This window comes from Magnetospirillum sulfuroxidans (assembly GCF_018224925.1).
Classification (GTDB): Bacteria; Pseudomonadota; Alphaproteobacteria; order Rhodospirillales; family Magnetospirillaceae; genus Magnetospirillum; species Magnetospirillum sulfuroxidans.
Map to the genome: position 1 here is coordinate 34,748 of NZ_JAGTUF010000010.1, position 24,758 is coordinate 59,505.

General features: G+C 62.3%; 25 protein-coding genes. 12 read left to right on the top strand and 13 right to left on the bottom strand.

The window, feature by feature from the left end; translation table 11 throughout:
- The first annotated feature begins 8 nt into the window (after positions 1-8).
- Both odhB and lpdA read left to right on the top strand, forming a co-directional pair.
- Positions 9-1,217 carry a 2-oxoglutarate dehydrogenase complex dihydrolipoyllysine-residue succinyltransferase gene (gene odhB / locus KEC16_RS11465; RefSeq protein WP_211548980.1) on the top strand — a complete coding sequence of 403 codons (1,209 nt, stop codon included), beginning with the start codon at positions 9-11 and terminating at the stop codon, positions 1,215-1,217.
- A 63-nt stretch (positions 1,218-1,280) separates the two neighbouring features.
- A complete protein-coding gene (gene lpdA, locus KEC16_RS11470; RefSeq protein ID WP_211548982.1) occupies positions 1,281-2,687 on the top strand; it encodes a dihydrolipoyl dehydrogenase in 1,407 nt (468 codons plus the stop codon).
- Positions 2,688-2,800: 113 nt separating this feature from the next.
- Here the strand turns inward: lpdA and KEC16_RS11475 are convergent, their stop codons facing one another.
- Genes KEC16_RS11475 through ftsE form a run of 4 tightly spaced genes read right to left on the bottom strand, consistent with a single transcriptional unit; the run spans position 2,801 to position 5,720 of the window.
- On the bottom strand, positions 2,801-3,532 hold the full coding sequence (locus KEC16_RS11475) for a lysophospholipid acyltransferase family protein (protein WP_211548984.1): 732 nt from the start codon (positions 3,530-3,532) through the stop codon (positions 2,801-2,803).
- Positions 3,529-4,113, bottom strand: a complete 585-nt coding sequence (locus KEC16_RS11480) for a YdcF family protein (protein ID WP_346344069.1) — start codon at positions 4,111-4,113, stop codon at positions 3,529-3,531. The genes KEC16_RS11475 and KEC16_RS11480 overlap by 4 nt, the downstream gene beginning before the upstream one ends.
- A 26-nt stretch (positions 4,114-4,139) precedes the next feature.
- Positions 4,140-5,030, bottom strand: a complete 891-nt coding sequence (locus tag KEC16_RS11485; RefSeq protein ID WP_211548988.1) for a cell division protein FtsX — start codon at positions 5,028-5,030, stop codon at positions 4,140-4,142.
- A complete protein-coding gene (gene ftsE, locus KEC16_RS11490; RefSeq protein WP_346344070.1) occupies positions 5,031-5,720 on the bottom strand; it encodes a cell division ATP-binding protein FtsE in 690 nt (229 codons plus the stop codon). It abuts the gene before it with no gap.
- 120 nt (positions 5,721-5,840) lie between these two features.
- Here ftsE and KEC16_RS11495 point away from each other — a divergent pair, with 120 nt between their 5' ends.
- Entirely contained in the window at positions 5,841-6,734 is an 894-nt protein-coding gene (locus KEC16_RS11495; RefSeq protein WP_211548992.1) for a zinc-ribbon domain-containing protein, read from the top strand.
- Between the two features lie 120 nt (positions 6,735-6,854).
- On the opposite strand, the gene gltB is transcribed toward KEC16_RS11495, so the two are convergent.
- From gltB to KEC16_RS11510, 3 genes are all read right to left on the bottom strand, one after another.
- Positions 6,855-11,384 carry a glutamate synthase large subunit gene (gene gltB, locus KEC16_RS11500; RefSeq protein WP_249209133.1) on the bottom strand — a complete coding sequence of 1,510 codons (4,530 nt, stop codon included), beginning with the start codon at positions 11,382-11,384 and terminating at the stop codon, positions 6,855-6,857.
- 61 nt (positions 11,385-11,445) lie between these two features.
- Positions 11,446-12,057: a glutathione S-transferase family protein gene (locus tag KEC16_RS11505; RefSeq protein WP_211548996.1), complete on the bottom strand. Its 612-nt coding sequence runs from the start codon at positions 12,055-12,057 to the stop codon at positions 11,446-11,448.
- 5 nt (positions 12,058-12,062) lie between these two features.
- Positions 12,063-13,496: an NAD(P)-dependent oxidoreductase gene (locus KEC16_RS11510; RefSeq protein ID WP_211548998.1), complete on the bottom strand. Its 1,434-nt coding sequence runs from the start codon at positions 13,494-13,496 to the stop codon at positions 12,063-12,065.
- 263 nt (positions 13,497-13,759) lie between these two features.
- Between KEC16_RS11510 and KEC16_RS11515 the strand changes: the two genes are divergently transcribed.
- The 4 genes from KEC16_RS11515 (at position 13,760) to KEC16_RS11530 (ending at position 16,980) form a co-directional block, all read left to right on the top strand.
- Positions 13,760-14,560 (top strand): undecaprenyl-diphosphate phosphatase, encoded by an 801-nt coding sequence (locus tag KEC16_RS11515; RefSeq protein ID WP_211549000.1) that lies wholly within the window; start codon positions 13,760-13,762, stop codon positions 14,558-14,560.
- 98 nt (positions 14,561-14,658) lie between these two features.
- Positions 14,659-15,324 (top strand): extensin-like domain-containing protein, encoded by a 666-nt coding sequence (locus KEC16_RS11520; RefSeq protein ID WP_211549002.1) that lies wholly within the window; start codon positions 14,659-14,661, stop codon positions 15,322-15,324.
- 66 nt (positions 15,325-15,390) lie between these two features.
- Positions 15,391-16,146, top strand: coding sequence for a Crp/Fnr family transcriptional regulator (locus KEC16_RS11525; protein WP_211549003.1), 756 nt, complete (start codon positions 15,391-15,393; stop codon positions 16,144-16,146).
- Between the two features lie 189 nt (positions 16,147-16,335).
- Positions 16,336-16,980: a Crp/Fnr family transcriptional regulator gene (locus KEC16_RS11530; protein ID WP_211549005.1), complete on the top strand. Its 645-nt coding sequence runs from the start codon at positions 16,336-16,338 to the stop codon at positions 16,978-16,980.
- A gap of 160 nt (positions 16,981-17,140) precedes the next feature.
- On the opposite strand, the gene KEC16_RS11535 is transcribed toward KEC16_RS11530, so the two are convergent.
- Positions 17,141-17,377, bottom strand: coding sequence for a (2Fe-2S)-binding protein (locus tag KEC16_RS11535; RefSeq protein ID WP_211549007.1), 237 nt, complete (start codon positions 17,375-17,377; stop codon positions 17,141-17,143).
- Positions 17,378-17,595: 218 nt separating this feature from the next.
- Between KEC16_RS11535 and bfr (KEC16_RS11540) the strand changes: the two genes are divergently transcribed.
- Complete coding sequence (gene bfr, locus KEC16_RS11540) at positions 17,596-18,087, top strand: bacterioferritin (protein WP_211549009.1); 492 nt, start codon at positions 17,596-17,598, stop codon at positions 18,085-18,087.
- Positions 18,088-18,099: 12 nt separating this feature from the next.
- Positions 18,100-18,579 (top strand): bacterioferritin, encoded by a 480-nt coding sequence (gene bfr / locus KEC16_RS11545; protein ID WP_211549011.1) that lies wholly within the window; start codon positions 18,100-18,102, stop codon positions 18,577-18,579.
- A gap of 74 nt (positions 18,580-18,653) precedes the next feature.
- On the opposite strand, the gene KEC16_RS11550 is transcribed toward bfr (KEC16_RS11545), so the two are convergent.
- Entirely contained in the window at positions 18,654-19,526 is an 873-nt protein-coding gene (locus tag KEC16_RS11550) for a hypothetical protein (RefSeq protein ID WP_211549013.1), read from the bottom strand.
- Positions 19,527-19,720: 194 nt separating this feature from the next.
- Here KEC16_RS11550 and KEC16_RS11555 point away from each other — a divergent pair, with 194 nt between their 5' ends.
- Both KEC16_RS11555 and KEC16_RS11560 read left to right on the top strand, forming a co-directional pair.
- Entirely contained in the window at positions 19,721-20,104 is a 384-nt protein-coding gene (locus tag KEC16_RS11555; protein WP_211549015.1) for a hypothetical protein, read from the top strand.
- A 16-nt stretch (positions 20,105-20,120) separates the two neighbouring features.
- Positions 20,121-20,294 (top strand): hypothetical protein, encoded by a 174-nt coding sequence (locus KEC16_RS11560; protein WP_211549017.1) that lies wholly within the window; start codon positions 20,121-20,123, stop codon positions 20,292-20,294.
- On the opposite strand, the gene KEC16_RS11565 is transcribed toward KEC16_RS11560, so the two are convergent.
- The 3 genes from KEC16_RS11565 to KEC16_RS11575 are packed head-to-tail and all read right to left on the bottom strand — an operon-like array spanning position 20,295 to position 22,967.
- Positions 20,295-20,720, bottom strand: coding sequence for a DUF2141 domain-containing protein (locus KEC16_RS11565; RefSeq protein WP_211549019.1), 426 nt, complete (start codon positions 20,718-20,720; stop codon positions 20,295-20,297).
- Between the two features lie 26 nt (positions 20,721-20,746).
- On the bottom strand, positions 20,747-21,397 hold the full coding sequence (locus KEC16_RS11570) for a cytochrome b/b6 domain-containing protein (protein ID WP_211549021.1): 651 nt from the start codon (positions 21,395-21,397) through the stop codon (positions 20,747-20,749).
- Entirely contained in the window at positions 21,390-22,967 is a 1,578-nt protein-coding gene (locus tag KEC16_RS11575) for a tetrathionate reductase family octaheme c-type cytochrome (RefSeq protein ID WP_211549023.1), read from the bottom strand. The genes KEC16_RS11570 and KEC16_RS11575 overlap by 8 nt, the downstream gene beginning before the upstream one ends.
- A 217-nt stretch (positions 22,968-23,184) precedes the next feature.
- On the opposite strand from KEC16_RS11575, the gene KEC16_RS11580 reads away from it, so the two are divergent.
- Positions 23,185-23,844 (top strand): hypothetical protein, encoded by a 660-nt coding sequence (locus KEC16_RS11580; RefSeq protein WP_211549025.1) that lies wholly within the window; start codon positions 23,185-23,187, stop codon positions 23,842-23,844.
- 3 nt (positions 23,845-23,847) lie between these two features.
- Here the strand turns inward: KEC16_RS11580 and tam are convergent, their stop codons facing one another.
- Positions 23,848-24,612 (bottom strand): trans-aconitate 2-methyltransferase, encoded by a 765-nt coding sequence (gene tam, locus KEC16_RS11585; protein ID WP_211549027.1) that lies wholly within the window; start codon positions 24,610-24,612, stop codon positions 23,848-23,850.
- Positions 24,613-24,758: the final 146 nt, after the last annotated feature.

Sequence of the window (24,758 nt, forward strand, 5' to 3'; positions counted from 1 at the left end):
ACCAGAAGATGACCACTCAGATCACGGTGCCCACCCTGGGCGAATCCGTTACCGAAGCCACCATTGCCAAGTGGTTCAAGAATGTTGGCGATGCGGTTAAGGCCGACGAACCGATCGTCGAATTGGAAACCGACAAGGTGACGGTTGAAGTGCCGGCTCCTGCCGCCGGTGTGCTGACCGAAATCATGGCCGCCGCCGGTTCCACCGTCGAAGTCGGCGCGGTGCTGGGGTCCATCGGCGCCGGTTCCGGCGTCGTCGCCGCCCCGGCGGCCAAGCCGGCCGCTGCCGCCCCGGCCGCGGCTCCGGTTGCCGCTCCGGCTCCGGCCGCCGCCGCTCCGGCCGCCGCCACCTTCCCGGCCGCCGCTAAACTGGCCGCCGATATGGGCGTCAATTCCATCGCCATCGCCGGTTCCGGCAAGGGCGGTCGGGTGACCAAGGGCGACGTCCTCGCCGCCGCCGCCGCTCCGGCTGCCGCCCCCAAGGCGGCCGCGCCGTCGGGCCCGCGCGCCAAGGCCGATCTGGAAGACCGCGTCGCCATGACCCGCTTGCGGCGGACCATCGCCGGCCGCTTGAAGGAAGCGCAGAACACGGCGGCCATGCTGACCACCTTCAACGAAGTGGACATGACCGCGCTGTTTGCCGTGCGCAACCAGTACAAGGACCAGTTCGAAAAGCGTCACGGCACCAAGCTGGGCTTCATGTCCTTCTTCGTGAAGGCGTGTATCTCGGGGCTGAAGGATTGGCCGGCGGTCAACGCCGAGATCGACGGTACCGATCTGGTCTACAAGAAGTATTACGATATCGGCGTCGCCGTCGGCACCCCCCAGGGTCTGGTGGTTCCGGTGGTTCGCAATGCCGACCAATTGTCCTTCGCCGGGGTCGAGCAGACCATCGCCGGCCTGGGCAAGAAGGCCCGTGACGGCAAGCTGTCCATGGAAGACCTGACCGGCGGCACCTTCACCATCTCCAACGGCGGCGTCTATGGCTCGCTGATGAGCACGCCGATCCTCAATACCCCGCAATCGGGTATCTTGGGCATGCACAAGGTGCAGCAGCGTCCGATGGTCATGCCTGACGGTTCGATCCAGGCGCGGCCGATGATGTATCTGGCCCTGTCCTATGATCACCGCATCATCGACGGCCGCGAGGCGGTGTCGTTCCTGGTCCGGGTCAAGGAATGCATCGAAGACCCGCAGCGTATCCTGCTGGACATGTAATAGCAGGGGGCCTCGCGCAAGCGGGGCCTCTTTGTTCTGAATAGCTTTCGGGGAAACTGATCCATGAGCGAAAACAGCTTCGACGTCGTCATCATCGGTGGCGGACCCGGCGGTTATGTCGCCGCCATTCGTGCCGCCCAACTGGGCTTGAAGACCGCCTGCATCGAAAAGCGCGGCGCGCTGGGCGGCACCTGCCTGAACGTCGGCTGCATTCCGTCCAAGGCATTGTTGGCGGCATCGCACGCCTATGAAGCCGCCAGCCACGATTACGCCGCCTTTGGCGTGAAGATCGGCAAGGTGGAAATGGACGTGGCCGGCATGCAGTCCCACAAGGACAAGGTGGTTGCCGACAACACCAAGGGCATCGAATTCCTGTTCAAGAAAAACAAGGTGACCTATCTGATCGGCGCCGGCGAAATCACCGGGGCCGGGACTGTCAAGGTCACCGGCAAGGACGGCGAGCAGGTGGTGACGGCCAAGGCCATCATCATCGCCACCGGTTCCGACGTCACGCCCTTGCCGGGTGTGGAGATCGACGAAGAGGTGATCGTTTCCTCGACCGGCGCGCTTAAGCTGAACAAGATTCCGAAGACCATGGTGGTGATCGGTGGCGGCGTCATCGGTCTGGAACTGGGCACCGTGTGGCGCCGCTTGGGCACCAAGGTCACGGTGGTGGAATTCCTCGACAAGATCTTGCCGACCAATGACGGCGAAGTGTCCAAGACCATGCAAAAGCTGCTGGCCAAGCAAGGGATGGAGTTCAAGCTTGGCACCAAGGTGACCAAGGCGGTGAAGAAGGGCGGCCACGCCACCTTGACGGTCGAGCCCGCTGCCGGCGGCGCCTCCGAAGAGATCAAGGCCGACGTGGTGTTGGTGGCCATCGGCCGCAAGCCCTACACCGACGGCCTGGGTCTGGAAAATGTCGGCATCGAAAAGGATGTGCGCGGCTTCATCAAGGTCGATCATTACTTCCGCACCAACGTCGCTGGCGTTTTCGCCATTGGTGACGTCATCGGCGGCGCCATGCTGGCCCACAAGGCGGAAGAAGAAGGCGTCGCCTTGGCCGAATTGCTGGCCGGTGAACATGGTCACGTCAATTACGACGCCATCCCCGGCGTCGTCTACACCTGGCCGGAAGTCGCCGCTGTCGGTAAGACCGAAGAGCAGTTGAAGGCCGAAGGCATCGCCTACAATGTCGGCAAGTTCCCGTTCTCGGCCAATGGCCGGGCGCGGTCGATGAACGAGACCGAAGGCTTCGTCAAGGTGCTAGCCGATGCCGCCACCGACCGCGTGCTCGGTGCCCACATCGTCGGCCCCAATGCCGGCGATCTGTTGGCGGAAATGGTCATGGCCATGGAATTCGGCGCTTCGTCCGAAGATGTGGCGCGGACCTGCCATTCGCATCCCGGCTTGGCCGAAGCGGTCAAGGAAGCCTGTCTGGCCGCCAATAAGCGCGCCATCCATACCTAAAGTTCAGGGCCGTCCAAGAAAAACAAAGCCGTCCGGCGGCAACGCCGGACGGCTTTTTCGTGACGCGGCGGCAATGCTTGCGGCCAAGTCTTGATCCGATCCGCTGGCCGGGATCAGTGCCCCAGATGGGGCCAGTGCTGCCGCGCTTCCGCCGCCAGCGCGGCGCTGGCGGTTTCGATGCGGGTTTGCAATTCGACCATGAAGGCCTTGCGCTCCATGCCGGCGGGGATGGGGTCAAGGAATTGGATAATTGCGGTTCCCGCTTGCTTGTTAAAGCGTCCCCGTCCCCAGAACAGGCCGGTATTGACGGCAACCGGGACGCAGTCCAGGCCCAGGCCGGAATACAGCATGGCGACGCCGGTATGATAATCAGGGGCGGCGCCGACTTCCACGCGGTGGCCTTCGGGGAAGATCAGCACCGGGCGGTTTTCGGCGATGGCCGCTTGCGAGCCCTTGACCATTTCCTTCAACGCCTTGGTGCCGGCGGCGCGGTCGATGGCGATGACCCCGGTCTTGGCCAGGTACCAGCCGAAGAACGGGATCTTCAGCAATTCCTGTTTCAAGATCACCGCCGGCTCCGCCAGGATCAGAAAGAAGGCGAAGGTTTCCAGTGTCGATTGGTGCTTGGCGGCGACCAGGGCGGCCCCTTGGGGCACCGTGCCGCGCACTTCCCAAGACAAGCCGCAGGTCAGACGCAGCAAGACGAAGGTTCCCCTGACCCAAAAGCGGGCGGCAGCGGCGACCAGCGTCGGCGATGCGCCCAACAGCGGCAGATACAGCGTGCCCAGAACCAGCGTCCAGACCTGGAGGAGAGCGAAGAACAAGACGGAGCGAAAAGGGGTCACGGCTGAGCCTTTCTCGGCAGGAACCAATGGCGGATGATGGCAGCCAAATACTTCGAATACTCGGTGGCAAGCAAGGCCGCAGTTCCGGGCCAGCGCCACCATTCGCGGCTTTTCACCGCATCGGGAAACACCGGGTGGGCAATCAGGGTGATGCCGGGCAAGGCGTGGCGGAATTCCAGCAGCGAGCGCGGCATGTGATAGGCCCCGGTGACCAGACGCAGAGAGCGTAAATTTTGCTCTTTCGCCCAATCGGCGGTTTCGATGGCGTTGCCGACCGTGTCGTCGGCGGCATAGCCCAGCACCACGGCCTGTTTCAGGCTGTCATGGCCGCGCCCCAACTGGATGATCTCGGCCAGGTCGACGCCCTTATAGACGCCGGAAATAAACAGGCGCTGTGATAATCCCGCTTCCAGCAGATCCAGGCCGGTGGTCAGGCGGTCGCGCCCCCCCGTCAAGACGACGATGGCGTCGGTATGGGTGCTGTCGTCTTCGACCCGTTGCGGCACTTCGTCGACGAACCACAAAAAGCCACCGCACCACAGCGCCGCCATCGCCACCACGGCCGCGCCCAGCCGGTCCACGCGCCGGCTGCGAACATGACGCGACCTCATGGCATGCGGGCCAAGGTGGCATGGACGGCCAGTCGGGCCGTCAGCATGGCCAGGGCGGCGGCGATCACCGGCAGCATGGCGATCATCACCCAGCCGGTGACCGGCAAACTGAGCGAGGGCAGGAAGCCGCCCTCGATACGGCGGGCGGCCCAGCCGATGGCGGTCAGCGACGGCACCGCCAGGGCCAGCCCGATCAGCCCGCCGGAAAAGCCCAGCGCGAACGAGCGGTCGGCGAATTGGCGGGCGATGTAATCGTCATGGGCGCCGATCAGGTGCAGCACTTCGATGACGCTGCGATTAACCGCCATGGAGGTGCGGGTGGCATAGATGACAGTGGCCGAGGTGACGCAGCCGATCAGCACCAAAATGGCGATGGCCACCCATTCGGTGGTGCGCGACAAGTTGATCAGCCGCGACAGCCAGATGCGGTGGTCGTCCAGCGTTGCTCCGGGGACGGAGCGGGCCAACCGGTCGGCCAGTTCCAGCAATTCCATGGAGATATCGGGATCGACGGTGACGTCGATCAGGCGCGGCAGCGGCAGATCCTTGACCACGTCGGTGTTGCCCAGCCAGGGCTCCAGCAGGGCGAGGATCTGTTTCTTGTCCAGCGGGCGCGCCGCCAGCACGCCGGGCGTGCGCCGCATCAGTTCCACCGCCTGACGCACCCGTTCGTCGGTCAAAGCCTCGCCGGCTTCGCCCGGCACCGGCTGCACCTGTACCGTCAGGGTGCCGCTGACATCGTGATCCCACGACCGCACCAGCCCATTCAAGACAAAGACGCCGGCCAGGGAAACCGCCGACAGATAGACCATCAGCGCCACCAGCCAAGGCAGGAAGCGGCTGGTGGCGTCACCCTTGAGCGGCAGGTCGGAGTGACGGCCAAACATCTATTCCCCCTCCACCACCGTGCCGCGGTCGATATGCAGACGCGGGTATTGGGTGAAGCGGTCGACCAGGAATTGATTATGAGTGGCGATCACCACCGTGGTGCCCAGGCGGTTCAGTTCCTCGAACAGATGCAGCAGACGCATGGCGATGTGATCATCGACATTGCCGGTCGGTTCGTCGGCCAGCAACAGGTCCGGGCGGCCGATGACGGCGCGGGCAATGGCGACGCGTTGCTTTTGTCCCCCCGACAGGGTCGGCGGCTTGGCGTTGATCTGTTCCGACAGGCCGACCCAGTTCAGCAATTCAGGCACGTGCTTGCGCACTTCCGATTCCTTGACGCCCCGCACGCGCAGCGGCAAGGCGACGTTGTCCATGGCCGACAGGTGGTCGAGCAGGCGGAAATCTTGAAAGACGACGCCGATGCGGCGGCGCAGCGCCGGCAATTCATAGCGCCGGGTCATGGCGATGTCCTTGTCGAACAGCACCACCCGGCCGCGCGTGGGGCGCAGCCCCAGATACATCAGTCGCATCAGCGATGACTTGCCGGCGCCCGACGATCCGGTGAGAAAATGAAAAGACCCCGACGGCAAGGCGAAGCTGATATCCCGCAAGACCTCAGGCCCCAGGCCATAGCGCAGCCCGACGCTGTCAAAGCGGATAATGTGTTCACCACGGCGATTGTTTCGCACTTTTGCCTTCTCCAGACGCGCCGAAGGATGACACGGCCCGTCCTTGTTCGTCCAGCGCGCTTGTGTTGCCGCTGTCTTATGCCTATAACCGAGAAACGCTTCCGAAGGCTTGCACATTCCATGCTCATCGGCTGTCCTGCTTGTTCAACGAACTTTTCGGTCCCTGATAAGGCTTTGCAGCCCAAGGGCCGGATGCTGAAGTGCGCCAAATGCGGCCATAAATGGTTTCAGGCGCTGCCGGAAGACGATTACGCTCCGCCGAGCCCCAGCTTCTCCTATGAACCCGAGCCTGAGCCCGCGCCTCGGGCCAATTTCGGCTTTAACCCGGTCCGCAACCCCGATCCCGCTCTGGAATTCGAAGCGCCGCCCCGGCCGATGGAATCATCCATGGCCTCGGCCCGCGCCAACGCCGATCTTGATTTCGATCTGGGCGATGCGCCTGACGTTCCCACCATTCGCGTGCGTTCCGACGGTGAAGGGCGGCCGATGGATTTGGACTTGGATGGGCTCGAGCCGCAGCCGATCCCCGAGATGTTCGCCACCAAGGACGGCAAGAAAAAAGGAACCGGCGGCCTTTGGCTGCTGCTGATCGTGCTGTTGCTGGGCGGTTTGGGCGGCGCCGCTTACGTGTTCCAGGACCGCTTGGTCGGCTATGTGCCCATGGCCCACGAACTTCTCAGCCAAATCGGCCTGCGGCGGGAAAAGCCCGGCGCCGGGCTGGAATTGCGCAATGCCGGAACGCCGGAACGCTTTGTTCATAACGACACCGAAGTGCTGATCGTGCGCGGCATCATCGCCAATATCTCGGATCGGTCGCGGCCGGTGCCGACCATGAAGCTGGTGCTGCTGGACAAGGGCAAGGCCCAGGTGCAGGAAAAGCTGGCGCAGCCGCCGGTGACCCAATTGGACCCCGGCGGCACCTCGAGCTTTCGCATCATCTTGGAACGTCCCGATCCGAACGCGGTGGAAGTCAACGTCTTGTTCGTCGATCCGGTGGAAGACGGCGGCAAGTAAGCAAAAGCCACATGGGGCCGTCAGGGCCGGACGTGATCCGGCCCGACCATGACGGAAAGTGTGTGGAAAGTTGTGCCGAACCAATAGGGGCGGGATGCATTGGCATCCCGCCCTTTTCCTTTATTCGGCCGCCACTTCCACCGGTTTGGTGGTGGGGTGTTCAAGGCGGTTGATCATTTCCTTGGGCACGATCTGCTTGAACTTGGGCAATTGGCGATCCCAGTCGGCCAGGATGCTTTCGGCCCAGGCCGATTGGGTTTCAGCCACGTGTTCCTTGATCAGCCCCTTCAGCACGCCCTGCCAATACGCGGTCTGGACGCTTTGGGCGATGATGCTTTCCGGGTTGATGCTGTGGGCGAAGCCGCCGTCGGAATCGTAGATGAAGGCCATGCCGCCGGTCATGCCGGCACCGAAATTGGCGCCGACCGGGCCAAGGATGATGACGGTGCCGCCGGTCATGTATTCGCAGCCGTTGGAGCCGCAGCCTTCGATGACCGCGCTGGCGCCGGAATTGCGCACGGCGAAGCGTTCGCCGGCTTGGCCGGCGGCGAATAATTTGCCGGCGGTGGCGCCGTACAGCACGGTGTTGCCGATGATGGTGTTTTCGTTCGACTTCAACGGGCTGGACACCGGCGGACGCACCACGATGGTGCCGCCCGACAGGCCTTTGCCGACGTAATCGTTGGAATCGCCGAACACTTCCAGCTTGAGCCCCTGGACGGCGAAAGCGCCCAAGGATTGCCCGCACGAGCCGCGCAGACGCACGGTGATATGGCCGGGTTGCAAGCCGGTCATGCCGTATTTCTTGACGATCTTGTGGCTAAGCTTGGTGCCGATGGCGCGCTGGACGTTGCGGACGTTATAGGCGAGCTGCATCTTCTCGCCTTCCTCCAACAGCGGCTTGGCGTCCTCGATGATCTGGGCGTCGAGCGTCTCGGGCACTTCGTTGCGTTCGGTCTGGGTGCAATAGCGGGCGTGACCGCCGGCATCGGCCTGGGCCAGCAACGGGTTCAAGTCCAGATCGTCCAGATGGGCGGCGCCGCGGCTGACCTGGGACAAAAGATCGGTGCGGCCGATGATTTCGTTGAGCGAACGCACCCCCAAGGATGCCAGGATCTCGCGCACCTCTTCGGCGATGAAGCTGAACAGGTTGACCACCTTTTCCGGGGAACCGGTGAACTTGGCGCGCAGCGCCGGGTCTTGGGTGCAGACGCCGACCGGACAGGTGTTGGAATGGCACTGCCGCACCATGATGCAGCCCAGGGCGATCAAGGACGTGGTGCCGATGCCGAATTCCTCGGCGCCGAGCATGGCGGCGATGACGATGTCGCGGCCGGTCTTCAGGCCGCCATCGGTCCGCAGCTTCACCCGGTGGCGCAGGCGGTTCAACGTCAGCACCTGATGGGCTTCGGACAGGCCCAATTCCCACGGCAGGCCGGCGAATTTGATGCTGGTCTGGGGCGAGGCGCCGGTGCCGCCGACATTGCCGGAAATCAAGATGATGTCGGCCTTGGCCTTGGCGACGCCGGCGGCGATGGTGCCGATGCCGGAGCGCGACACCAGCTTGACCGTCACCTTGGCGATGGGGTTGATCTGCTTGAGGTCATAGATCAGCTGGGCCAGATCCTCGATGGAATAGATATCGTGGTGCGGCGGCGGGCTGATCAGCATGACGCCGGGGGTGGAATGGCGCAATTTGGCGATTTCCACCGTCACCTTGAAGCCGGGCAACTGGCCGCCCTCACCGGGCTTGGCGCCCTGGGCGACCTTGATCTCGATCTCGCGGCAATTGTTCAGGTATTCGGCGGTGACGCCGAAACGGCCGCTGGCGATTTGCTTGATGGCGGAATTGGCGTTGTCGCCGTTGGGACGCGGGCGATAGCGTTCCGGGTCCTCGCCGCCCTCGCCCGACACTGATTTGGCGCCGATGCGGTTCATGGCGATGTTCAAGGTGCCGTGCGCTTCCGCCGACAGCGCCCCCAGGCTCATGCCGGGGGTGAGAAAACGCTTGCGGATTTCGGTGATGCTTTCCACCTCGTCCACATTGACCGCCGCCGCCGATGGGCGGAAATCCAGCAGGTCGCGGATGGAGATGGGGGCCAGCTTGCGCAGGCCGTCGGAATATTTCTTGTAGGTGGCATAGGAATCGGTGGCCACCGCGCTTTGCAGCAGGTGAATCAAGCTGCCGTCGAAGGAATGGGCTTCTTGCCCACGGCGGACGCGGTAAAAGCCGCCCACCGGCAGCACGGCGGTGGCGGCGGTGAAGCCGGCGGCGTGCTGTTCGATGGTTTTCTTGGCGACGCCGGTCAGGCCCAGGCCGGAAATACGGCTGGTCATGCCGGGGAAGAACTCGGCGACCATGGCGCGCGACAGGCCGACGGCTTCGAAGTTGCAGCCGCCGCGATAGCTGGAAATCACCGAAATGCCCATCTTCGACATGATCTTCAACAGACCCTGGTCGATGGCTTTCTTGTAATTGCGCACGCATTCTTCCAGCGTCTGGCCGGGGAACAGGCCGCGCCGCCAGCGATCGGCGATGGCTTCCTGGGCCAGATAGGCATTGACGGTGGTGGCGCCGACGCCGACCAGGACGGCGAAGTAATGGACGTCCAAGGCCTCGGCCGAGCGGATGTTGAGGCTGGTCCAGGTGCGCAGCTTTTCCCGCACCAGATGGGAATGCACGCCGGCGGCGGCCAGGATCATCGGCACCGAGGCGCGGCACGCATCCATGGATTTGTCGGACAAGATCAGATGGGTGCAGCCGGCGCGGACCGCTTCTTCCGCTTCGCGGCGGATGCGGGCCAAGGCGTCGCGCAGGGCGTTTTCCCCCGCCGACGGGTCAAAGGTGCAATCAACCTCGGCGGCGGCGATGCCCATATAGCGGCGCATGGCCTCGAACTCGGCGGTGGACAGCACCGGGCTGTTCAGGGCCAGCACATCGCACTGGCTTTCGTGTTCGTCCAAAATGTTGCCGAGATTGCCCAGGCGGGTGCGCAAGCTCATCACCCGTGATTCGCGCAAGCTGTCGATGGGCGGGTTGGTGACTTGGCTGAAATCCTGCTTAAAGAAGTGGTGCAGGCCGCGATAATGGTCGGACAGCACCGCCAGCGGCGCGTCATCGCCCATGGAGCCGATGGCTTCCTTGGCATCCTCGACCATGGGCTGCAAGATCAGCTCCATGTCTTCCATGGTGATGCCGCAGGCGACTTGCCGGCGCTTCAATTCGTCGGCGGACAGTTCGGCCGGTTCCGGCGCCCCGGTCTTGACCAGGGAATCCAGTTCGGTGATGCGGCCGGTCCACTTGTCATAGGGGGCGCGGCCCGACAGCATGTCCTTCAATTCGCGGTCGCGATAAAGCTTGCCCGCTTCCAGATCGACGGCGATGGTCTGCCCCGGTCCGACCCGGCTTTTTTCGATCACGTCGGTATCGGCGACTTTGACCATGCCGGTTTCAGAACCGACGATCAGCAGGCCATCCTTGGTGATGGAAACCCGCATGGGGCGCAGACCGTTGCGGTCCATGCCGGCGATAACCCAGCGGCCATCGGTGGCGCAAATAGCCGCCGGGCCGTCCCAGGCCTCCATCACCGCGTTGCAATAGCTAAAGAAAGCGCGGTGTGCTTCCGGCATCAGGCTGTTGGAGCCGATGGATTCGGGCACCAGCATCTGCTTGACCATGGGGGCGGGGCGGCCGGCGCGGACCATGACCTCGAAGACGTTGTCAAGCGCGGCCGAATCCGAGCCGCCGGCCTGGATGATCGGCTTGATGTCCTCGATGGCGGTGCCAAAGGCGGCATGGGCCATGCGCGGTTCGTGCGCCTTCATCCAGTTGACGTTGCCGGCCAGGGTGTTGATCTCGCCGTTATGGGCGAGCATGCGGAACGGCTGGGCCAGACGCCAAGTGGGGAAGGTGTTGGTGGAATAGCGCTGGTGATAGATGGCGAAGCGCGAGATAAAGCGCTCGTCCAGCAGATCGGGATAAAAGCTGGTCAATTGTTCGGCCAGGAACATCCCCTTGTAGATGATCGAGCGGCACGACAACGAGCAGATGTAGAAATCGGTGATGTGTTCGGCCAGAACCTGCTTTTCAATGCGGCGGCGCAGGATGTACAGGTCGGTCTCGAAGCGATCTTCCGGCGTGCCTTGGGTATTGGCGACCATGATCTGTTCGATTTCGGGCCGGGTGGCATTGGCCTTTTCGCCGATGATCGAAACGTCCACCGGCACCTGCCGCCAGCCATAGATGGCATAGCCCATGTTCAAGATGGCGGTCTCGACGATCGAGCGGCAGCGTTCCTGCGCCCCCAGATCGGTCTTGGGCAGGAAGATCATGCCGACGGCCAGCCGGCCGGGCACCGGCTCGTGGCCGGAATGGCGGATGTGTTCCTTGAAGAAATCCTGCGGCAATTCCACATGAATGCCGGCGCCGTCGCCGGTCTTGCCGTCGGCATCGACGGCGCCGCGATGGAACAGCACCCGCAGCGCCTCGATGCCGGCGACGACGACGTCGCGGCGCGGACGGCCATCGAGACTGGCCACCAGACCGACGCCGCAGGCGTCGTGGGGCTTTGTGTCGATGCCGGCTTCTTCCAGCTTGGCCGCGTTTTCCAGATACTCGGCAACGAAGGTTTCGCCGTTGTTCCGGATCATGGTGCTCTCCATCAGATGCGGGCCAGCGGCCCGATAAAGTTCAAATCGTGTGGCGAAGGGGTCAGGCGTCGAAACCCCAATCGGGCGTCACATGCGCCGGCAGGGCCTCGACCCGCTTTCTCCAAGCGACCACCGACGGATAGGCGGCGGTGTCGATCCCTGCCTCCTCGGCCACGCTGGCATAGGCGTAAACGACGATGTCGGCGACGGTGAAGCGGTCGAGCGCGGCCCAGGCATGGATGCCGAAATGGCGTTCCAACGCCGCCAGGGCGTCCTGGGCCGCCTCGATGCGCTGGGCATAGACGTCGGGACGCTGGGCGTCGCTGCCGGTGATCTTCAGCATGCGGGCCAGCCCGATATTGGGCAAAATCTGGCTTTGCTCGAAGAACATCCAGCGCAGGACCTGGGTGCGGTCCAGCGGCGCGGTCGGCAACAGGGGGCTGCCTTCGGCCATGTACAGCACGATGGCGTTGGATTCCGGCAGGCAGGTGCCGTCCTCCAGTTCGAGCACCGGCACCTTGCCGGCGGCGTTCTTGGCCAGGAAATCCGGCTGACGGGATGCGCCCGCCTTCAGATCCTTGGTCACCACATTCAGGGGCAGGCCAAGATGACTGGCCAGCAGCCGGACCTTGTAGCCATTGCGCGACCGGGGGTTGTCATAGAGTGTCGGCATGATGATTACTCCGCCGCGACGCGGCTTTTGGCCTTGATGTAGCGATCCATGGATTCAGCCGCGTCGCGGCCGTCCTTGATCGCCCACACCACCAGACTGGCCCCGCGCACGATGTCGCCGGCGGCGAAAACACCGTCCAGCGTGGTCATGTGGGTGCGCTCGTCCAGCACCAAGGTGCCCCAGCGGGTGACGTCAAGGCGCTTTTCCCCGAACAAAGCGGGCATGTCCTCGGGATCGAAGCCCAAGGCCTTGATCACCATGTCGGCGGCGATGGTGAAATCCGAGCCGTCGATGGGCATGGGGGTTTGCCTGCCCGAGGCGTCGGCGATGCCCATATGCATGCGCATGGCCTTGACCCCGGTGACCTTGTCCTTGCCGGTGATCTCGGTGGGGGCGGCCATCCAGACGAAATCGACACCTTCTTCCTCGGCATGGGCGACTTCGCGCTGGGAGCCGGGCATGTTGGCGCGGTCGCGGCGATACAGGCATTTCACCGATTTGGCGCCCTGGCGGATGGCGGTGCGGACGCAATCCATGGCGGTGTCGCCGCCACCGATGACCACCACGTTCTTGCCCTTGGCGTTAAGCGTGCCGTCGGCATAAGCCGGCACGGCATCGCCCAAGCCAGTCTTGTTCTGGGTGATCAGGTAATCCAGCGCCGCATGGATGCCGGCCAGTTTATCGCCCTTGATCGCCAATTCGCGCCCCTTATAGACGCCGGTGGCGATCAACAGGGCGTCATGGCGGTCGCGCAGGTCCTGAAAGGGGAGGTTGACGCCGACATGAATGCCGGTTTCCAGCTTGATTCCGGCTTGGGCCAGCAATTGAGTGCGGCGCTCGACCACCGACTTTTCCAGCTTGAAGCCGGGAATGCCATAGATCAACAAGCCGCCCATGCGGTCGTGGCGATCGTAAACGGTGACCTGATAGCCCTTCTTGCGCAAGGCTTCCGCCGCCGCCAGGCCGCCGGGGCCGCCGCCGATGATGCCGACCGATTGGGCCAGTTCCTTGTGTGGGCGCGGCGGCGTGACCCAGCCCTGGGTAAAGGCGAATTCGGTGACATGCTTTTCGATGGCGCCGATGGTCACCGCCTCGTGGGTGGATTGCTCAAGCACGCATTTGCCTTCGCACAGGCGATCTTGCGGGCAGATGCGGCCGCAGATTTCCGGGAAGGTATTGGTGGCCGCGGCCATGGCATAGGCTTCTTCCATTCGCCCTTGCGCGTTCAGCATCAGCCAGTCGGGGATGTTGTTTCCCAGCGGGCAGCCGATCTGACAAAACGGAATGCCGCATTGTTCGCAGCGCGACGATTGATCGCCGGCGCGGTCCAGATCAAGAGGCAGGCTGATCTCGGCGAAATCGGCCTTGCGCGCGGGGGCGGGGCGCTTGTCGGGCTGCTTTTGATCAAGCCGGGTGAACTGAAGCATTTTGCGGGTCATGGCCGGGCCTTTTTTTCGGGCATGGGACGGGCTGCCTAATTAGACGGCAAAATATACGGCGGAAGAATTCTCGATTCCACTAAATTCGAACCACAAGGTCAGTGTCACTGACGTTATTTAAAAAATCACGCGCACCGTGGGATGTGCATCATGGGGCGAACAGCGTGTCCCATGAAAAATAGTACCGATTTGAGACTAATCAGGATATTCCTGAGAACGACCGCCAATGCTATATAGACGGCCTCAGGCGGGAATAAGTGGCGATGACCTATCTGGATATTGTGCTGATTGCGGTGATCCAAGGATTGGCCGGCGTTTTACCCCTGTCGGCGACGGGGCATTTTGCCTTGTTTTCCGGCTTGGCCGCCAACCCGCAAGGGTTTGCCGCCGTCTCGGTCGCTGCCCATCTGGGGGCGGCGGCGGGGGTGGCGCTGTGGCTGTGGCGCGACTGTCTGTCCATGCTGTTGGGCGTCGCCAAGCTGGTCAAGGGCAAGTCCGACCCCGGTGGCCGCCTGTTGCTGTTGCTGTTGGCCGGATCGCTGCCGGTCGGGGGGATCGCCGCGTGGTTGCTGAGTGAGGTCGTTCCGCCGCACGGGCAAGTATTGGCGGCGGTTTGTTTGCTGGTCTTCGGGATTTTGCTGGCCTTGGCCGATCGCTGGGGGGTGACGGTCAGTCGGATCGAGCATCAGGGCTATGGTTCGGTCGCCATCATCGGCCTATTGCAGATTCTGGCCATGCTGCCCGGGGCGTCGCGGACCGGCATCGCGGTGACGGCGGCGCGGCTGATGGGGTTCGAGCGGCGCGAGGCGGCGCGATTGTCGCTGTTGCTGGGCATTCCGGCCTTGCTGGGCTTTGGCCTGTTTCGATTGTGGCAGATGGCCCATTCGACACCGCTTTTGCTGTCGGCGGATCTGGTGTTGACGGCGGCGGTGGCGGCGGTGGCGGCCTGGATCGCCGCCGGCGGCATGCTGACATGGCTGGGGCGCCATACCTTCCTGCCGTTTTGTCTGTGGCGGATCATGTTGGGCGTTGGGGTTATCGCCTTGTATTTCCTTTCTGCATGAAGAATGCCGTGCAGCCTCATGATCTGGTTGGTTTTTTCGTGACTTGATGGGGCGGTATTGGCTAAAATCCGGTGTTTTCCTGCGCCGGGGGTGTTGTCATGCTGCGTCGTCTTGCCTTGTTGGTCGTGGTGGCGGGCTTGGCCGCCTGCGCCCAGCCGCCGGCCCGGATCGTGGCCCAAGCCCCGCCGCCTTTGCTTGATCCGGATAGCGTTTGTTTGGCGTCCTTGCAGGCCATGCGGGTGCAATTCCAGCCGGTGGCCGAATTCGGCGACACGGAGCAAGGCTGCGGCATCGATAATCCGGTCAAGGTCAGTGCAACCGGCGGCGCCTGGAGCCGTCCGGGGGTGGTTTCGTGCCCGATGGCGCAAACCATCAGCCGTTACGAGTCGGATGTGTTGCAGCCGGCGGCGCGGGCGCGGTTCGGCCAGGGCATCAAGCGCATTCATCATGCCGGCACCTATGATTGCCGCGTGCGGCGGACCTCGACCAAGGTGGCGGCATCCCTGGGCGGCAGTCGGGGCGGACGCCTGTCCGAACATTCCAAGGGCCGCGCCATCGATATCATGGCGTTCGAGCTGGATGACGGCACGATGGTTTCGGTGAAAAAGGATTGGCGCGGCCAGGGGGCGAAATCGGCCTTTCTGCAAGAGGTGGCGCGGGCCTCATGCTCGGTCTTTAACGTCGCGCTGACCCCTAATCACGACCGTTTGCACAGCGATCATCTGCACCTGGATATCGGCCCCTACACCCTCTGCGGTTATTGACGGGCAAGCGGTCATTTCTTGATCCTGGTCAAGTTCCGCCCCTGTGCGTGGGTGTAGATTGGCCTGATGATCAGCAATCCGCCCTCGCCCACATTGCCGTCCGTCGCACGGGTTTGTGCTGTCTCGGTTAACTGCCGTGCGTGTCCGGTGGTGGGGGAATCGGTTTGGGCCGGAGCCGCCAGCGCCGACAGCGATGCCTTCATCCAGGCGCGGGTCCCGCTCAAGATCGGTCGCGGCAAGACGCTGTTTCGCGAAGGCGATGCGGTTGACGCCCTCTATGTGGTGATTTCGGGCGCGGTGGTGCTGTACCGGCCCGGATCGCGTGGGCGGCCCATCGCCATCCATCTGGTCGCACCCGGCCATACGGTCGGGTTTCGCGCCTTGGCCGAGGGTGGGGGGCACCGGGCGACGGCCCGCTGCCCACAGGATTCGGTCCTGTGCTCTATCCCGGTTCATGCGGCGGAAATCGCCTTTGCCGCTCACCGGCCGTTGGAGCGGGTTTTCTTGCGGGACCTGACCTTGGAATTGCGGGGGATGCGCGAAAGGTTGCTGCAAATCAGCTGCCTGGGGGTGCGGGACCGCTTGGTGCTGATGCTGGGGCGGTTGATCCGCCCCTATGCGACCGAGGTGGGGGAAGGCTGGCTGATCGCCAACCCGCTTGCGCGTACCGATATGGCGGCGCTGGCGGGGATGACCCCAGAGACGATATCGCGGTGCATCAAGCAACTAGAACAAGAAAATATGGCGCATTTCAGTCGCCGCAGCATACTTATTCCGTCGCGCCAAAGAATGTCTGTGGAAATAGAGAGATTAGAGCAGTAAACATGGGTGGGTAATTAGTGATTGCGAGTGCGGAACTGTCTGATGAAAGCATCAAATAATGCTAAAATTGTCAGTGCATCATTTGACCATGGTGTTCTTTCCCGTGAGGATCTGCTGTCATTAACGTGCGGGTCATGTGGGATTATTCATCCCGATGATTGGTGCGGGGCTTCGGCCGAGACCGTTGCTGTGCTCAATCGCCGCAAGTGCATTCGCCAACTGGCGCGCGGGGAAGTGTTGTTCCACCAAGGCGATGTGGTCAGCTCGTTGTATCGGTTATTGGACGGCATCGTGCTGATGCGCCAGGTCGATAGTGGTGGAACGGTGGTGACGCCGCACATGGCCTGCGCTGGCGCGACCATCGGGTTTCGGGCGTTCGTCGATGGCGGCGTGCATGGGGTTTCCGCCGTTTGCGCCACCGATGTGGTGCTGTGCCGTATTCCGGCTGATGTTGCGGCACAGGCCTTTTCCGGCTCGCACCCGTTGGAGCGGGCTTTTGCGCGTCATGTGGCGGCGGAATTGTCGGAGACCGAGGATTTTGTCCTGGCGATGACGTCACGGCCGGTGCGGGATCGCTTGCTCTTGGTGTTCGCCCGGCTGTATCGGCAATTCGGCTGTCATGGCGAAAACGGCGTGTGTCGGTTGCCTTTGCCGCTGCTGCGCTCCGATATCGCCGGCTTGGCCGGAATCGCGCGGGAAACCTTTTCCCGGGCCATGCATGCGCTGGAAGAGGAAGGTCTGGTCCGCCTCGAGGGCGATTGCGCCGTCTTTCCCGATATCGTCAGCTTTCGCCGCCAGGCCGAACTTATTCAGCCGGGGGCTTGGGCGTCTTGATCCCGATGCCGGCAGCAGCCGGCGTCGAGGGATTTGTCGCGGTGGCGGATGGGCGCGGGCTGGCTGATTGCAGCATGCGGACCAAGCTCGAAAAATCCAGGTTGCGCCATAGCATCATGATCAAGCCACATCATTAAGGGTGTCTGGGGGCGGCGTTGCGCTAACGGGTGCAGCCACGGCAGCGTTTGTGTGTGCTTGCCGGTTCGGTGTCGCTGACATGACGGCGTTCGCCGCTCATCGCATTGTCCCCCATCAGCGACCGCATGGTGGCGACGCAGCGGCCGCAACGCATTTGGGTGCCGAAATGGCGGAACACCTCGTCGGCGACAATGGCGCCGCCAGCCATGGCGGCGTGGACTTCGCGGTCGGTGATGGCATTGCAGACACACACATACATGGGCTGACCTCATGCTTCGACGGCGCCACTTTAACCGCTCCGCAATTGCGAAGCAATCGCAAAAAAGAGGATAACCCATAGTTTCAATATCAGTAAAGCATTGTTTAGTAGTTTAGAAAAAATTTGCATTTCATTGGCGTTCAGGTCTGGAAGACGTTGTTGCAAGTAACCACTTAGTTCAAACTACAAAAAACTAGCCAGCAACAAAGGAGCCTACCATGCAGGGCAGCCAGAAAGTGATAAGCATTCTCAACAAGCTATTGACTGGCGAGTTGACTGCCGCCGATCAATATTTCGTGCACGCCCGGATGCTGGAGAATTGGGGCTTCAAAGTCCTTCATGCCCGCATCGAGCACGAACGCCATGACGAGCTTGAACATGCTGGTCTTTTGATCAACCGCATCTTATTCCTGGAAGGTACGCCCGATGTGGCCAGCCGAAGCGCTTTGCGCATTGGCGCCGATGTGCCGAAGATGTTGGCCAATGATTTGGCCTATGAACTGGAAGTGGTCGAAGAACTGAAATCAGCCATCGCCGTGTGCGAGTCCGAGCGGGATTACGATACCCGCCGCATCCTGGTGCACCTGCTGGAAGAGACCGAGCAGGATCACGTGCGCTGGCTCGAAGTTCAGGTCGGCCTGATCGAAAAGCTGGGCCTGAAGAACTACCTGCAAAGCGCCGCCGGCGAACTTGCCTCCTCCGCTTCGTAAGGGAACGCGACCATGAAAGCCAACCGCACCGTCCTGGCCGGCCTCAATGATGTTCTGCGCAATCAGTTGACCGCCATTAATCAGTATTTCCTGCATGCCCGCATGATGAAGAACTGGGGCTTCAACGCCCTGGGCAAGCACGAATACAAGGAATCCATCGAGCAGATGAAGGAAGCTGACGCGCTGATCGAGCGTATCTTGCTGCTGGAAGGGCTGCCGAACCTGCAAGACCTGGGGAAATTGCTGATTGGCGAGACTGTTCCCGAAATCGTGAAAAACGATTTCGCCATGGAAAAGGACGCGCATTCCTGCCTGGTCAAGACCATTGCTCTTTGCGAAAAGCAGGCGGATTACGTCAGCCGCGACCTGTTGTCCGCGTTCTTGGAGGAATGTGAGGAGCGGGTTGATTTCTATGAGACCCAGCTTGAGCTGATCAAGAAGATGGGTGAGCAGAATTATCTGCAATCCGCCGTGGGGGCGTTGAACGACTGACGCCGAGCCGGCGCGGGAAAATGATGCAGGCCAGACCGTGATGCACGTTTAGGGCGTCACGGTCCAGGCGTGCGTCATGAATTGGCGGGGCCGCCAAGCCGTAACATCGACATGCGCACGTTATGGCGGAATTGGCGGATACGTTCTTCGGCGTCATTGCCGCCGGCCTGGGCCAGTCCGGCCTTGCGTTCGGCATTAAGGGTCTTGGGGTCGCAATCCTCGAACAAGGCTTCGAATAGGCGCAGCATGTGCAGTTCGGTGAATTGCGGCAGGCTGCGGTCTTCGGGCGCTTTGGCGACAAAGGCGTTCGAGGCCAGCGATACGCTGTTATGAGCCTGATTCATCACCAGTAAGAACCAGTCCTTGCGCGCTTCGAAGCGGCTGAAGCTTTTGGCGACATAAAGTCGGACCCGGTCCAGAATAAGGATTGCCCGGCGGTCGGCGTGAAAGGATTCCCAGGTGATGGCGCCGCCCTCACCGCGATGGGTTTCAGCGATCAGCTTGGCCCGGCTGCGCATATCGGCGTAAGCCTCGTCTCCCAGGATCATCTTCACGGCGATAAAGAATTGCGGCAGGTGACGCCGCTCAAGCCCATGATTGCCTTGCAGGAACATGGGGGCGAAGGGACGGGCGATCAGGCGGCCGAAATGGTCCTGACGCTTGCGTTCCAAATCGGCCTCGGCGAAGCCGTCCCGGCAGGAATTTTCCGAGCGGGCGAAAAGCTCGGCCATCGGGCCTTCGGCCTTGAGAAAAGCCGCGGCCAGCCGTTGAACCTGGTCCATGCTGATGCTGCCGTTGCTCGACGCCCGTTCCAGCACGGTGAGGAAACTGCGCAAAGCCGGCTCCCAATTGGCGCGGCAGCGGTCCCCGGTCTTGGTTCGGCCCGGAGAGGCGGCAACCGCAACCGCGGCCTCGGCTGGAACCTTATTCGGCGATGTCTTGTGCATCAGCCCGCACCCCATTGCGTCGAATGTTTCGACAGCCTCAGCTTCGCACATTCGAAGGGTGGGAATCCTTATGGCCTAGGTATGGATGCGCACAGCATGCGGACGGATATTGGGCTTGATATGCGGACTGAATAGGCGCACTATAATGCCCGTAAATAGGCCGCATACAGGGGCCGTGAGCCAGAGAGGGCGTCATGCAGTTCCGTGAGCGCAGCAAGGTCATCCAGTTGATCCGGACCATCTATGACCCCGCCATCAAGCGTGGCCGGGCGGAAGTGGTCGGCAAGATGGACAAGGACGATCCGCGCATCGACGGTCAATTGCGGCAAGCCTGCTCGCCGGCGGAATTAGCCGAAGTCGAGGACTATTTAGCCCAACGGGCACAGGCGCTTTCGCACGGGGCGGTGCGCCAGGCGGCCCAGGATTTGCCGGCGCAGATGCGCATGGCCGAACGCTATTTCCGGATGGGCGGCGATGCCGTCGCCGGATCAGCGGCGGCGGAAATCTTCGCCGCCTGGGATGATCTGAAAAAAGCCCTGCACAAGGGCGGATTCCGCAAGGAAAAGCGGGACGATTGACCGGGAGGGAAAAGCAATGACGACCGAACAATTGATGGAAGCCGGACGACAATTGAGCCGCGCCTTTGCTTTGTTGGAGCGAGCCAACGATCACATCTTGCCGATCGAAGCGGCGCTGATCAGCAAGCGCGGCCTGCTGGATGAAGCTCGCCGTGCCGTCACTGCCGCCAAGGAAGCCCTGATCCAGTAATCAATATTTCACCTTCACCACAATGGTCCGGCCTTCGGCGGGAATGTCGAACGCGCATTCGTCGAAGGCCGGCGGTCCCGAAATTTCGGGATTGTTGGAGAGGGCATAGCCCTCGGTCGGGATCATCCCCAAAAACCGGTCCAAGCGGCCGTTGCCGTCCTCGTCGTGATAGGCCATGACGGCGTAGCGGCCGGCGGGGATGTCGGCGAAGGTGACGCTGATTTGGCCAGGAAGGGCCGGGCCGTCCTGGCGGGCGAAGGCGCGATCTTCCTGGCGGAAGGTTTCCCTGCGGTCATACAGGCCGACACGGATGCCGCCCTTATCGTGGGCGATGCCGGTCAAGGTGACGGTCAGGTCGCCGGCCCAGGTCGGCGCGGCAAAACCCGACAAACCGATCAAGCCAATCAAACCGATCAAGCCAATCATCTGGGCGCGTCCGCGGGTTTTCTCCTTCAACGCATGTCCACCGTTTTGGTTTCGGCCAGATAGGCTTCCTCGACCTCGGACAGCTCCACCTTGTCATATCCGGTGATCATGGTCTTGACGTAATGCAGCGGCGTTTTGCCGGTGGTGGTCATGTAGATGTGGATGATGACGAAGGTCCCCATGGCGAAGGCGGCCACGGTATGCAGCACGGCGACCATCCACAGGGCATCGCCCGACCAAGCGAAACCGCTCCACTCGTTATAGAACAGATAGATGATCCCGGTCAGCCACAGGGCCGGGCCGATGATGACCATGAAGGTCATGTAGGCCAGGGCTTGCAGGGCATTTTGCTTGCGCTGCAACGATTTCTTATAGGGGTGCGGCTCACCCACCAAAATGCCGTAGGCATAAAAGCGGATGACCTTGAGGATGCCCTTTTGGAACAGGTATTGCCGCCATTGTCCGGTGGTGAAGTTCCAGAACGTGGTGAAGACCCACAGCGCCATCAGGGCATAGGCGGCATAGGTATGGATGGTCACCGCCTGACCGAATTTCAAGATGGAATGGGTGCCGTGAATACGCAGGCCGGTGAAGAACAGGGCGAAGATCAGCAGTGCCTGCGACCAGTGCCAGAAACGTTCATAGCGGCCGTAGATCATGACGTCGCGTTTAGTCATGGCGGGTCTTCCCTCTCAACACGAAGCGCAACAGGCCGTGCAGCATGACGCCGGCCAAGGCGCCGCCCAGGGCGAGATAGCCCAGCAGATCCAGCCAACGGACGGCGTCGCGGCCGGGCATATAGAAGCCGGGGACTTGGGCCAGACGGCCGTCTTCCCCCTTCATGTGGCATTCGCCACATTTGACCGCCTGTTCCTTCGGCGCCACCATGTGGGTGATCGGCCAGTACATGCGGGTTTCGATAAAGTCGATCTTGCCGCTCCATGGCAATCCGGCATAGTCCATGCCGAACTTGATCGACTTGTTGATGTCGAAATTGGTCCAAAAGGCGCTGTCATCCGGGCCGAAGACGTGGTTGACCAACAAGGTCTTCAGCTCGGGGTCATAGGGCTGCTTGCCCTTCATTTCCTTGAACGGCCAGATGCGGGCCTTGGGGTCGGCGGCGTCGCCGTGCAGCCGGTTCAGCACCAAAATCGACGAATCATCGAATGTATCGCCGGAATTGGTCTGGTCGATGGTGCCGTTGAACCATTTATAGGTCGGGCGGACGTTCTCGCCGTAGTCAAAGTCGCCCTTTTCCGCCGAGTATTTCAGGTGGCCGTGATCGTCTTTGACGAAGAGCGGCTTGCCGTTTTCATCCTTGCGGCCGGCGGTGGACCAGTCCCACCATGTCTTGGTGGCGACGCCGCCACGGGCGAATTCAGGGATATGGCAGGTCTGGCAGGCCACCCGGTCGGTGTGGTCGTTCAGTTTGGCCTGATGGTGGGGCACATCGCCATGACAGGATTCGCAGGTGGCGCGGTTGTGGTCATCCTTGGGCAGATCCTTGCCGTGGCTGTCCATGGCCGTGGGGGCATAGCGTGATCCCGATGGGATATGGTCGTTAAAGGTGTGGCAGGTGGCGCAGGTCATGTCGGCGCCATCGGCGGCCATATGCACGTCCAGGCTTTTCGCCGGCTTGGACAGCGACGAATCCAGGTCGCCGTGCTTGACGCCATCGCCGCCGCCGCCATTGAAGTGACAGGCGCCGCAATTGTCGCGCCCAGGATCGCCGACGCTTTGCGCCACCTTGGCCAGATCGGGGGGCGAGACCAGCTTGCCCTTCATCATGCGGGGTTCGTAGAGCGGGTGACCGGCGTCGGTGGGGACCTTGGAATAGCCGCCGGAACGGTCGTGGCAGACCAGGCAATCGACGTTTTCCGCCACCGGAGCCGGTGGCTGACGAGTATCGGTCCAGCCATAGCCGGCATGGCACGAGGTGCAGCGCGGCTCGTTCGAAACCGGCGATCCGCAAAAGCTGTTCATGGTCCGCGCCTTGCCCAGGCGCTGCCCCGTGGCGGGATTGGTGATGTCCCAGGTCCAGTGAATGGACTTCATCACCTGATGCGAGGCTTCGGTGTGGCAGGCCAGGCAGGCCTTGGTCACCTCGGGGGCCGAGGAAAACGGTCCCTTCAGTGATTCGAATTTCGAATGATCGGCGGTGGATGCCGCCTGAGCCAGCGCCGGCATCAATGCCGCCAGGATCAGGGGTCGCAGCCACCGGCCAAAACGCAGGCCGGGTCGTTTCATTGATCGCGCTCCACCAGACCGCTCCCCCGAGCGGAAAACATGTATTTGCGATATTTAAGGAAACGACACGGACCTGGCATTGCGAAATCGCAAGGGTGCATGCGGTTTTGCTAAAATATCGCTTTCTTGTGTTTCAGGCTGGCTGAATCGCGCCGCCGTGTGTCCTAATGCGGGTATTTCGCGTGGGCAGGTTTCAAAGATTGTGAGGGGGGAGAGGATGGGCGCCATCCCGGCTTTCGGTGTTGTTTGTCGGCATGAGCGGCTGGAATGGCTGACGCCGATCTTGCGGCGGTGGGGGCATCTGATCGACGATTACTGCGAAAGCCATCGCGGGGACACGCCCTATTTTTACAGTGAATGGACCAATGTGGGCATGCTCGCCGGTGCGGCTTGGGGACCGGGGAGCGGGGCGTTGCAGGAATATGCCTGTCGCCGGACAGGGGGAGACGGCGACAGCGGCAGGAGCGGGCGCGCCGATCTTTATCTATACGACCAGAACAATAGCGCCATCCTTGAGGCCAAGCAGCTTTGGGGACATGCCAAGCTGGACAGCGCGCAGGTGAATGGCTGTTTCAGGGCCGGCAATGCCCAGGCGGTCAGCAACCGTGATAGCGACATGGCGGTGGCTGCGGTCTTTTTGACCGTCAAGGTCAAGAAGACCATCGATCCGGTGGCCGACGGCCGGGCGGTGGACGCGGCATCGGCCGCGGCGCTGCGGGCCATGGAAAACGCGGCGGCCCATGCCTGGGCCTGGGCATTTCCGTCTTCCAAGCGGATGTTCGCGGAAACCGAACGGGCGTCCGACACGATGTATTATTGGCCGGGGGTGGTTTTGGGGGTGCGTCTTGCCCATGCCAATTTCGGCCGAGGCAAATAACCCTCAGATCTCGGCGATCAGGAAGAGCCGGCGGAAGGCGAACACTGTCTTGCCATCGGCGCGGCGCGGATAGGCGGCGGCGATGCGCTGGCTGTATTCGGCCAGGAACGCGCGGCGCTGCGGTTCGTCCAAGGCGTCGAGCAGCGGCCGCAAGGCAGTGGCCATGGTCCATTGCACCACCGGATTGTCGCCTTCCAGCACATGCAGATACTCGGTTTCCCAGATATCGAGGCGGCGGGCCAAGGGACTGAGGATGTCATAATAGACAGCGGCGTCGGCGACGGGAAAGCGGCGGGCCAGCGGCCGCAAAAGGGCGGCCCAGGGACCGGCTTCGGCCGCTTGCGCCATGATGCTGTGCGAAGCGGCGTAATGATTGTGGGGCATCTGCACCGCCAAGACCCCACCGGGGGCGATGTGGCCGATCAGTCGCGGCAGCAAGCGATGGTGATCGTCCAGCCAGTGCAAGGCGGCATTGGAAAACAGCACATCGACCTGATCATCCGGGGCCCAGCCGCCGATGTCGGCTTGGCGCCAGGTGATCGGGCTGGCCTGTTCGGTGGCGGCGGCAAGCATTTCGGCCGAAGCATCGACGCCTTCAATCCGCGCCTGCGGCCAGCGCGCCGCCAACAAGCGGGTGACGTTGCCGGTGCCGCAGCCCAAATCGACCACATGGGCTGGGGCTTCACGGTCGATTCGGGCCAGTAAATCCAGCGCCGGGCGCAGGCGGGGGGCGGCAAAAGCGGCGTATAGCTTGGGGTCCCAGGCCATGATAAACCTCCGGGTCAGCGGATTTTCAGCATAATCCGGGGCGGTGGGACGAACATCCCGGGTAATTCCCAGGCAGTGACCGTTGACTCTGGGGCATGGTTGGGCTTATAAGCGCGGCTTCGTATTTTCCGTAGACCGTTTGTTTT

Excerpts from the sequence above, each read along its gene's own strand:
- odhB (WP_211548980.1), top strand. The coding sequence starts at position 9 with ATGACCACTCAGATCACGGTGCCCACCCTGGGCGAATCCGTTACCGAA.
- lpdA (WP_211548982.1), top strand. The coding sequence starts at position 1,281 with ATGAGCGAAAACAGCTTCGACGTCGTCATCATCGGTGGCGGACCCGGC.
- KEC16_RS11485 (WP_211548988.1), bottom strand. The coding sequence starts at position 5,030 with ATGTTTGGCCGTCACTCCGACCTGCCGCTCAAGGGTGACGCCACCAGC.
- KEC16_RS11495 (WP_211548992.1), top strand. The coding sequence starts at position 5,841 with ATGCTCATCGGCTGTCCTGCTTGTTCAACGAACTTTTCGGTCCCTGAT.
- gltB (WP_249209133.1), bottom strand. The coding sequence starts at position 11,384 with ATGATCCGGAACAACGGCGAAACCTTCGTTGCCGAGTATCTGGAAAAC.
- KEC16_RS11505 (WP_211548996.1), bottom strand. The coding sequence starts at position 12,057 with ATGCCGACACTCTATGACAACCCCCGGTCGCGCAATGGCTACAAGGTC.
- KEC16_RS11510 (WP_211548998.1), bottom strand. The coding sequence starts at position 13,496 with ATGACCCGCAAAATGCTTCAGTTCACCCGGCTTGATCAAAAGCAGCCC.
- KEC16_RS11515 (WP_211549000.1), top strand. The coding sequence starts at position 13,760 with ATGACCTATCTGGATATTGTGCTGATTGCGGTGATCCAAGGATTGGCC.
- KEC16_RS11520 (WP_211549002.1), top strand. The coding sequence starts at position 14,659 with ATGCTGCGTCGTCTTGCCTTGTTGGTCGTGGTGGCGGGCTTGGCCGCC.
- KEC16_RS11525 (WP_211549003.1), top strand. The coding sequence starts at position 15,391 with ATGATCAGCAATCCGCCCTCGCCCACATTGCCGTCCGTCGCACGGGTT.
- KEC16_RS11535 (WP_211549007.1), bottom strand. The coding sequence starts at position 17,377 with ATGTATGTGTGTGTCTGCAATGCCATCACCGACCGCGAAGTCCACGCC.
- bfr (WP_211549009.1), top strand. The coding sequence starts at position 17,596 with ATGCAGGGCAGCCAGAAAGTGATAAGCATTCTCAACAAGCTATTGACT.
- bfr (WP_211549011.1), top strand. The coding sequence starts at position 18,100 with ATGAAAGCCAACCGCACCGTCCTGGCCGGCCTCAATGATGTTCTGCGC.
- KEC16_RS11550 (WP_211549013.1), bottom strand. The coding sequence starts at position 19,526 with ATGCACAAGACATCGCCGAATAAGGTTCCAGCCGAGGCCGCGGTTGCG.
- KEC16_RS11555 (WP_211549015.1), top strand. The coding sequence starts at position 19,721 with ATGCAGTTCCGTGAGCGCAGCAAGGTCATCCAGTTGATCCGGACCATC.
- KEC16_RS11560 (WP_211549017.1), top strand. The coding sequence starts at position 20,121 with ATGACGACCGAACAATTGATGGAAGCCGGACGACAATTGAGCCGCGCC.
- KEC16_RS11565 (WP_211549019.1), bottom strand. The coding sequence starts at position 20,720 with ATGATTGGCTTGATCGGTTTGATTGGCTTGATCGGTTTGTCGGGTTTT.
- KEC16_RS11570 (WP_211549021.1), bottom strand. The coding sequence starts at position 21,397 with ATGACTAAACGCGACGTCATGATCTACGGCCGCTATGAACGTTTCTGG.
- KEC16_RS11575 (WP_211549023.1), bottom strand. The coding sequence starts at position 22,967 with ATGAAACGACCCGGCCTGCGTTTTGGCCGGTGGCTGCGACCCCTGATC.
- KEC16_RS11580 (WP_211549025.1), top strand. The coding sequence starts at position 23,185 with ATGGGCGCCATCCCGGCTTTCGGTGTTGTTTGTCGGCATGAGCGGCTG.
- tam (WP_211549027.1), bottom strand. The coding sequence starts at position 24,612 with ATGGCCTGGGACCCCAAGCTATACGCCGCTTTTGCCGCCCCCCGCCTG.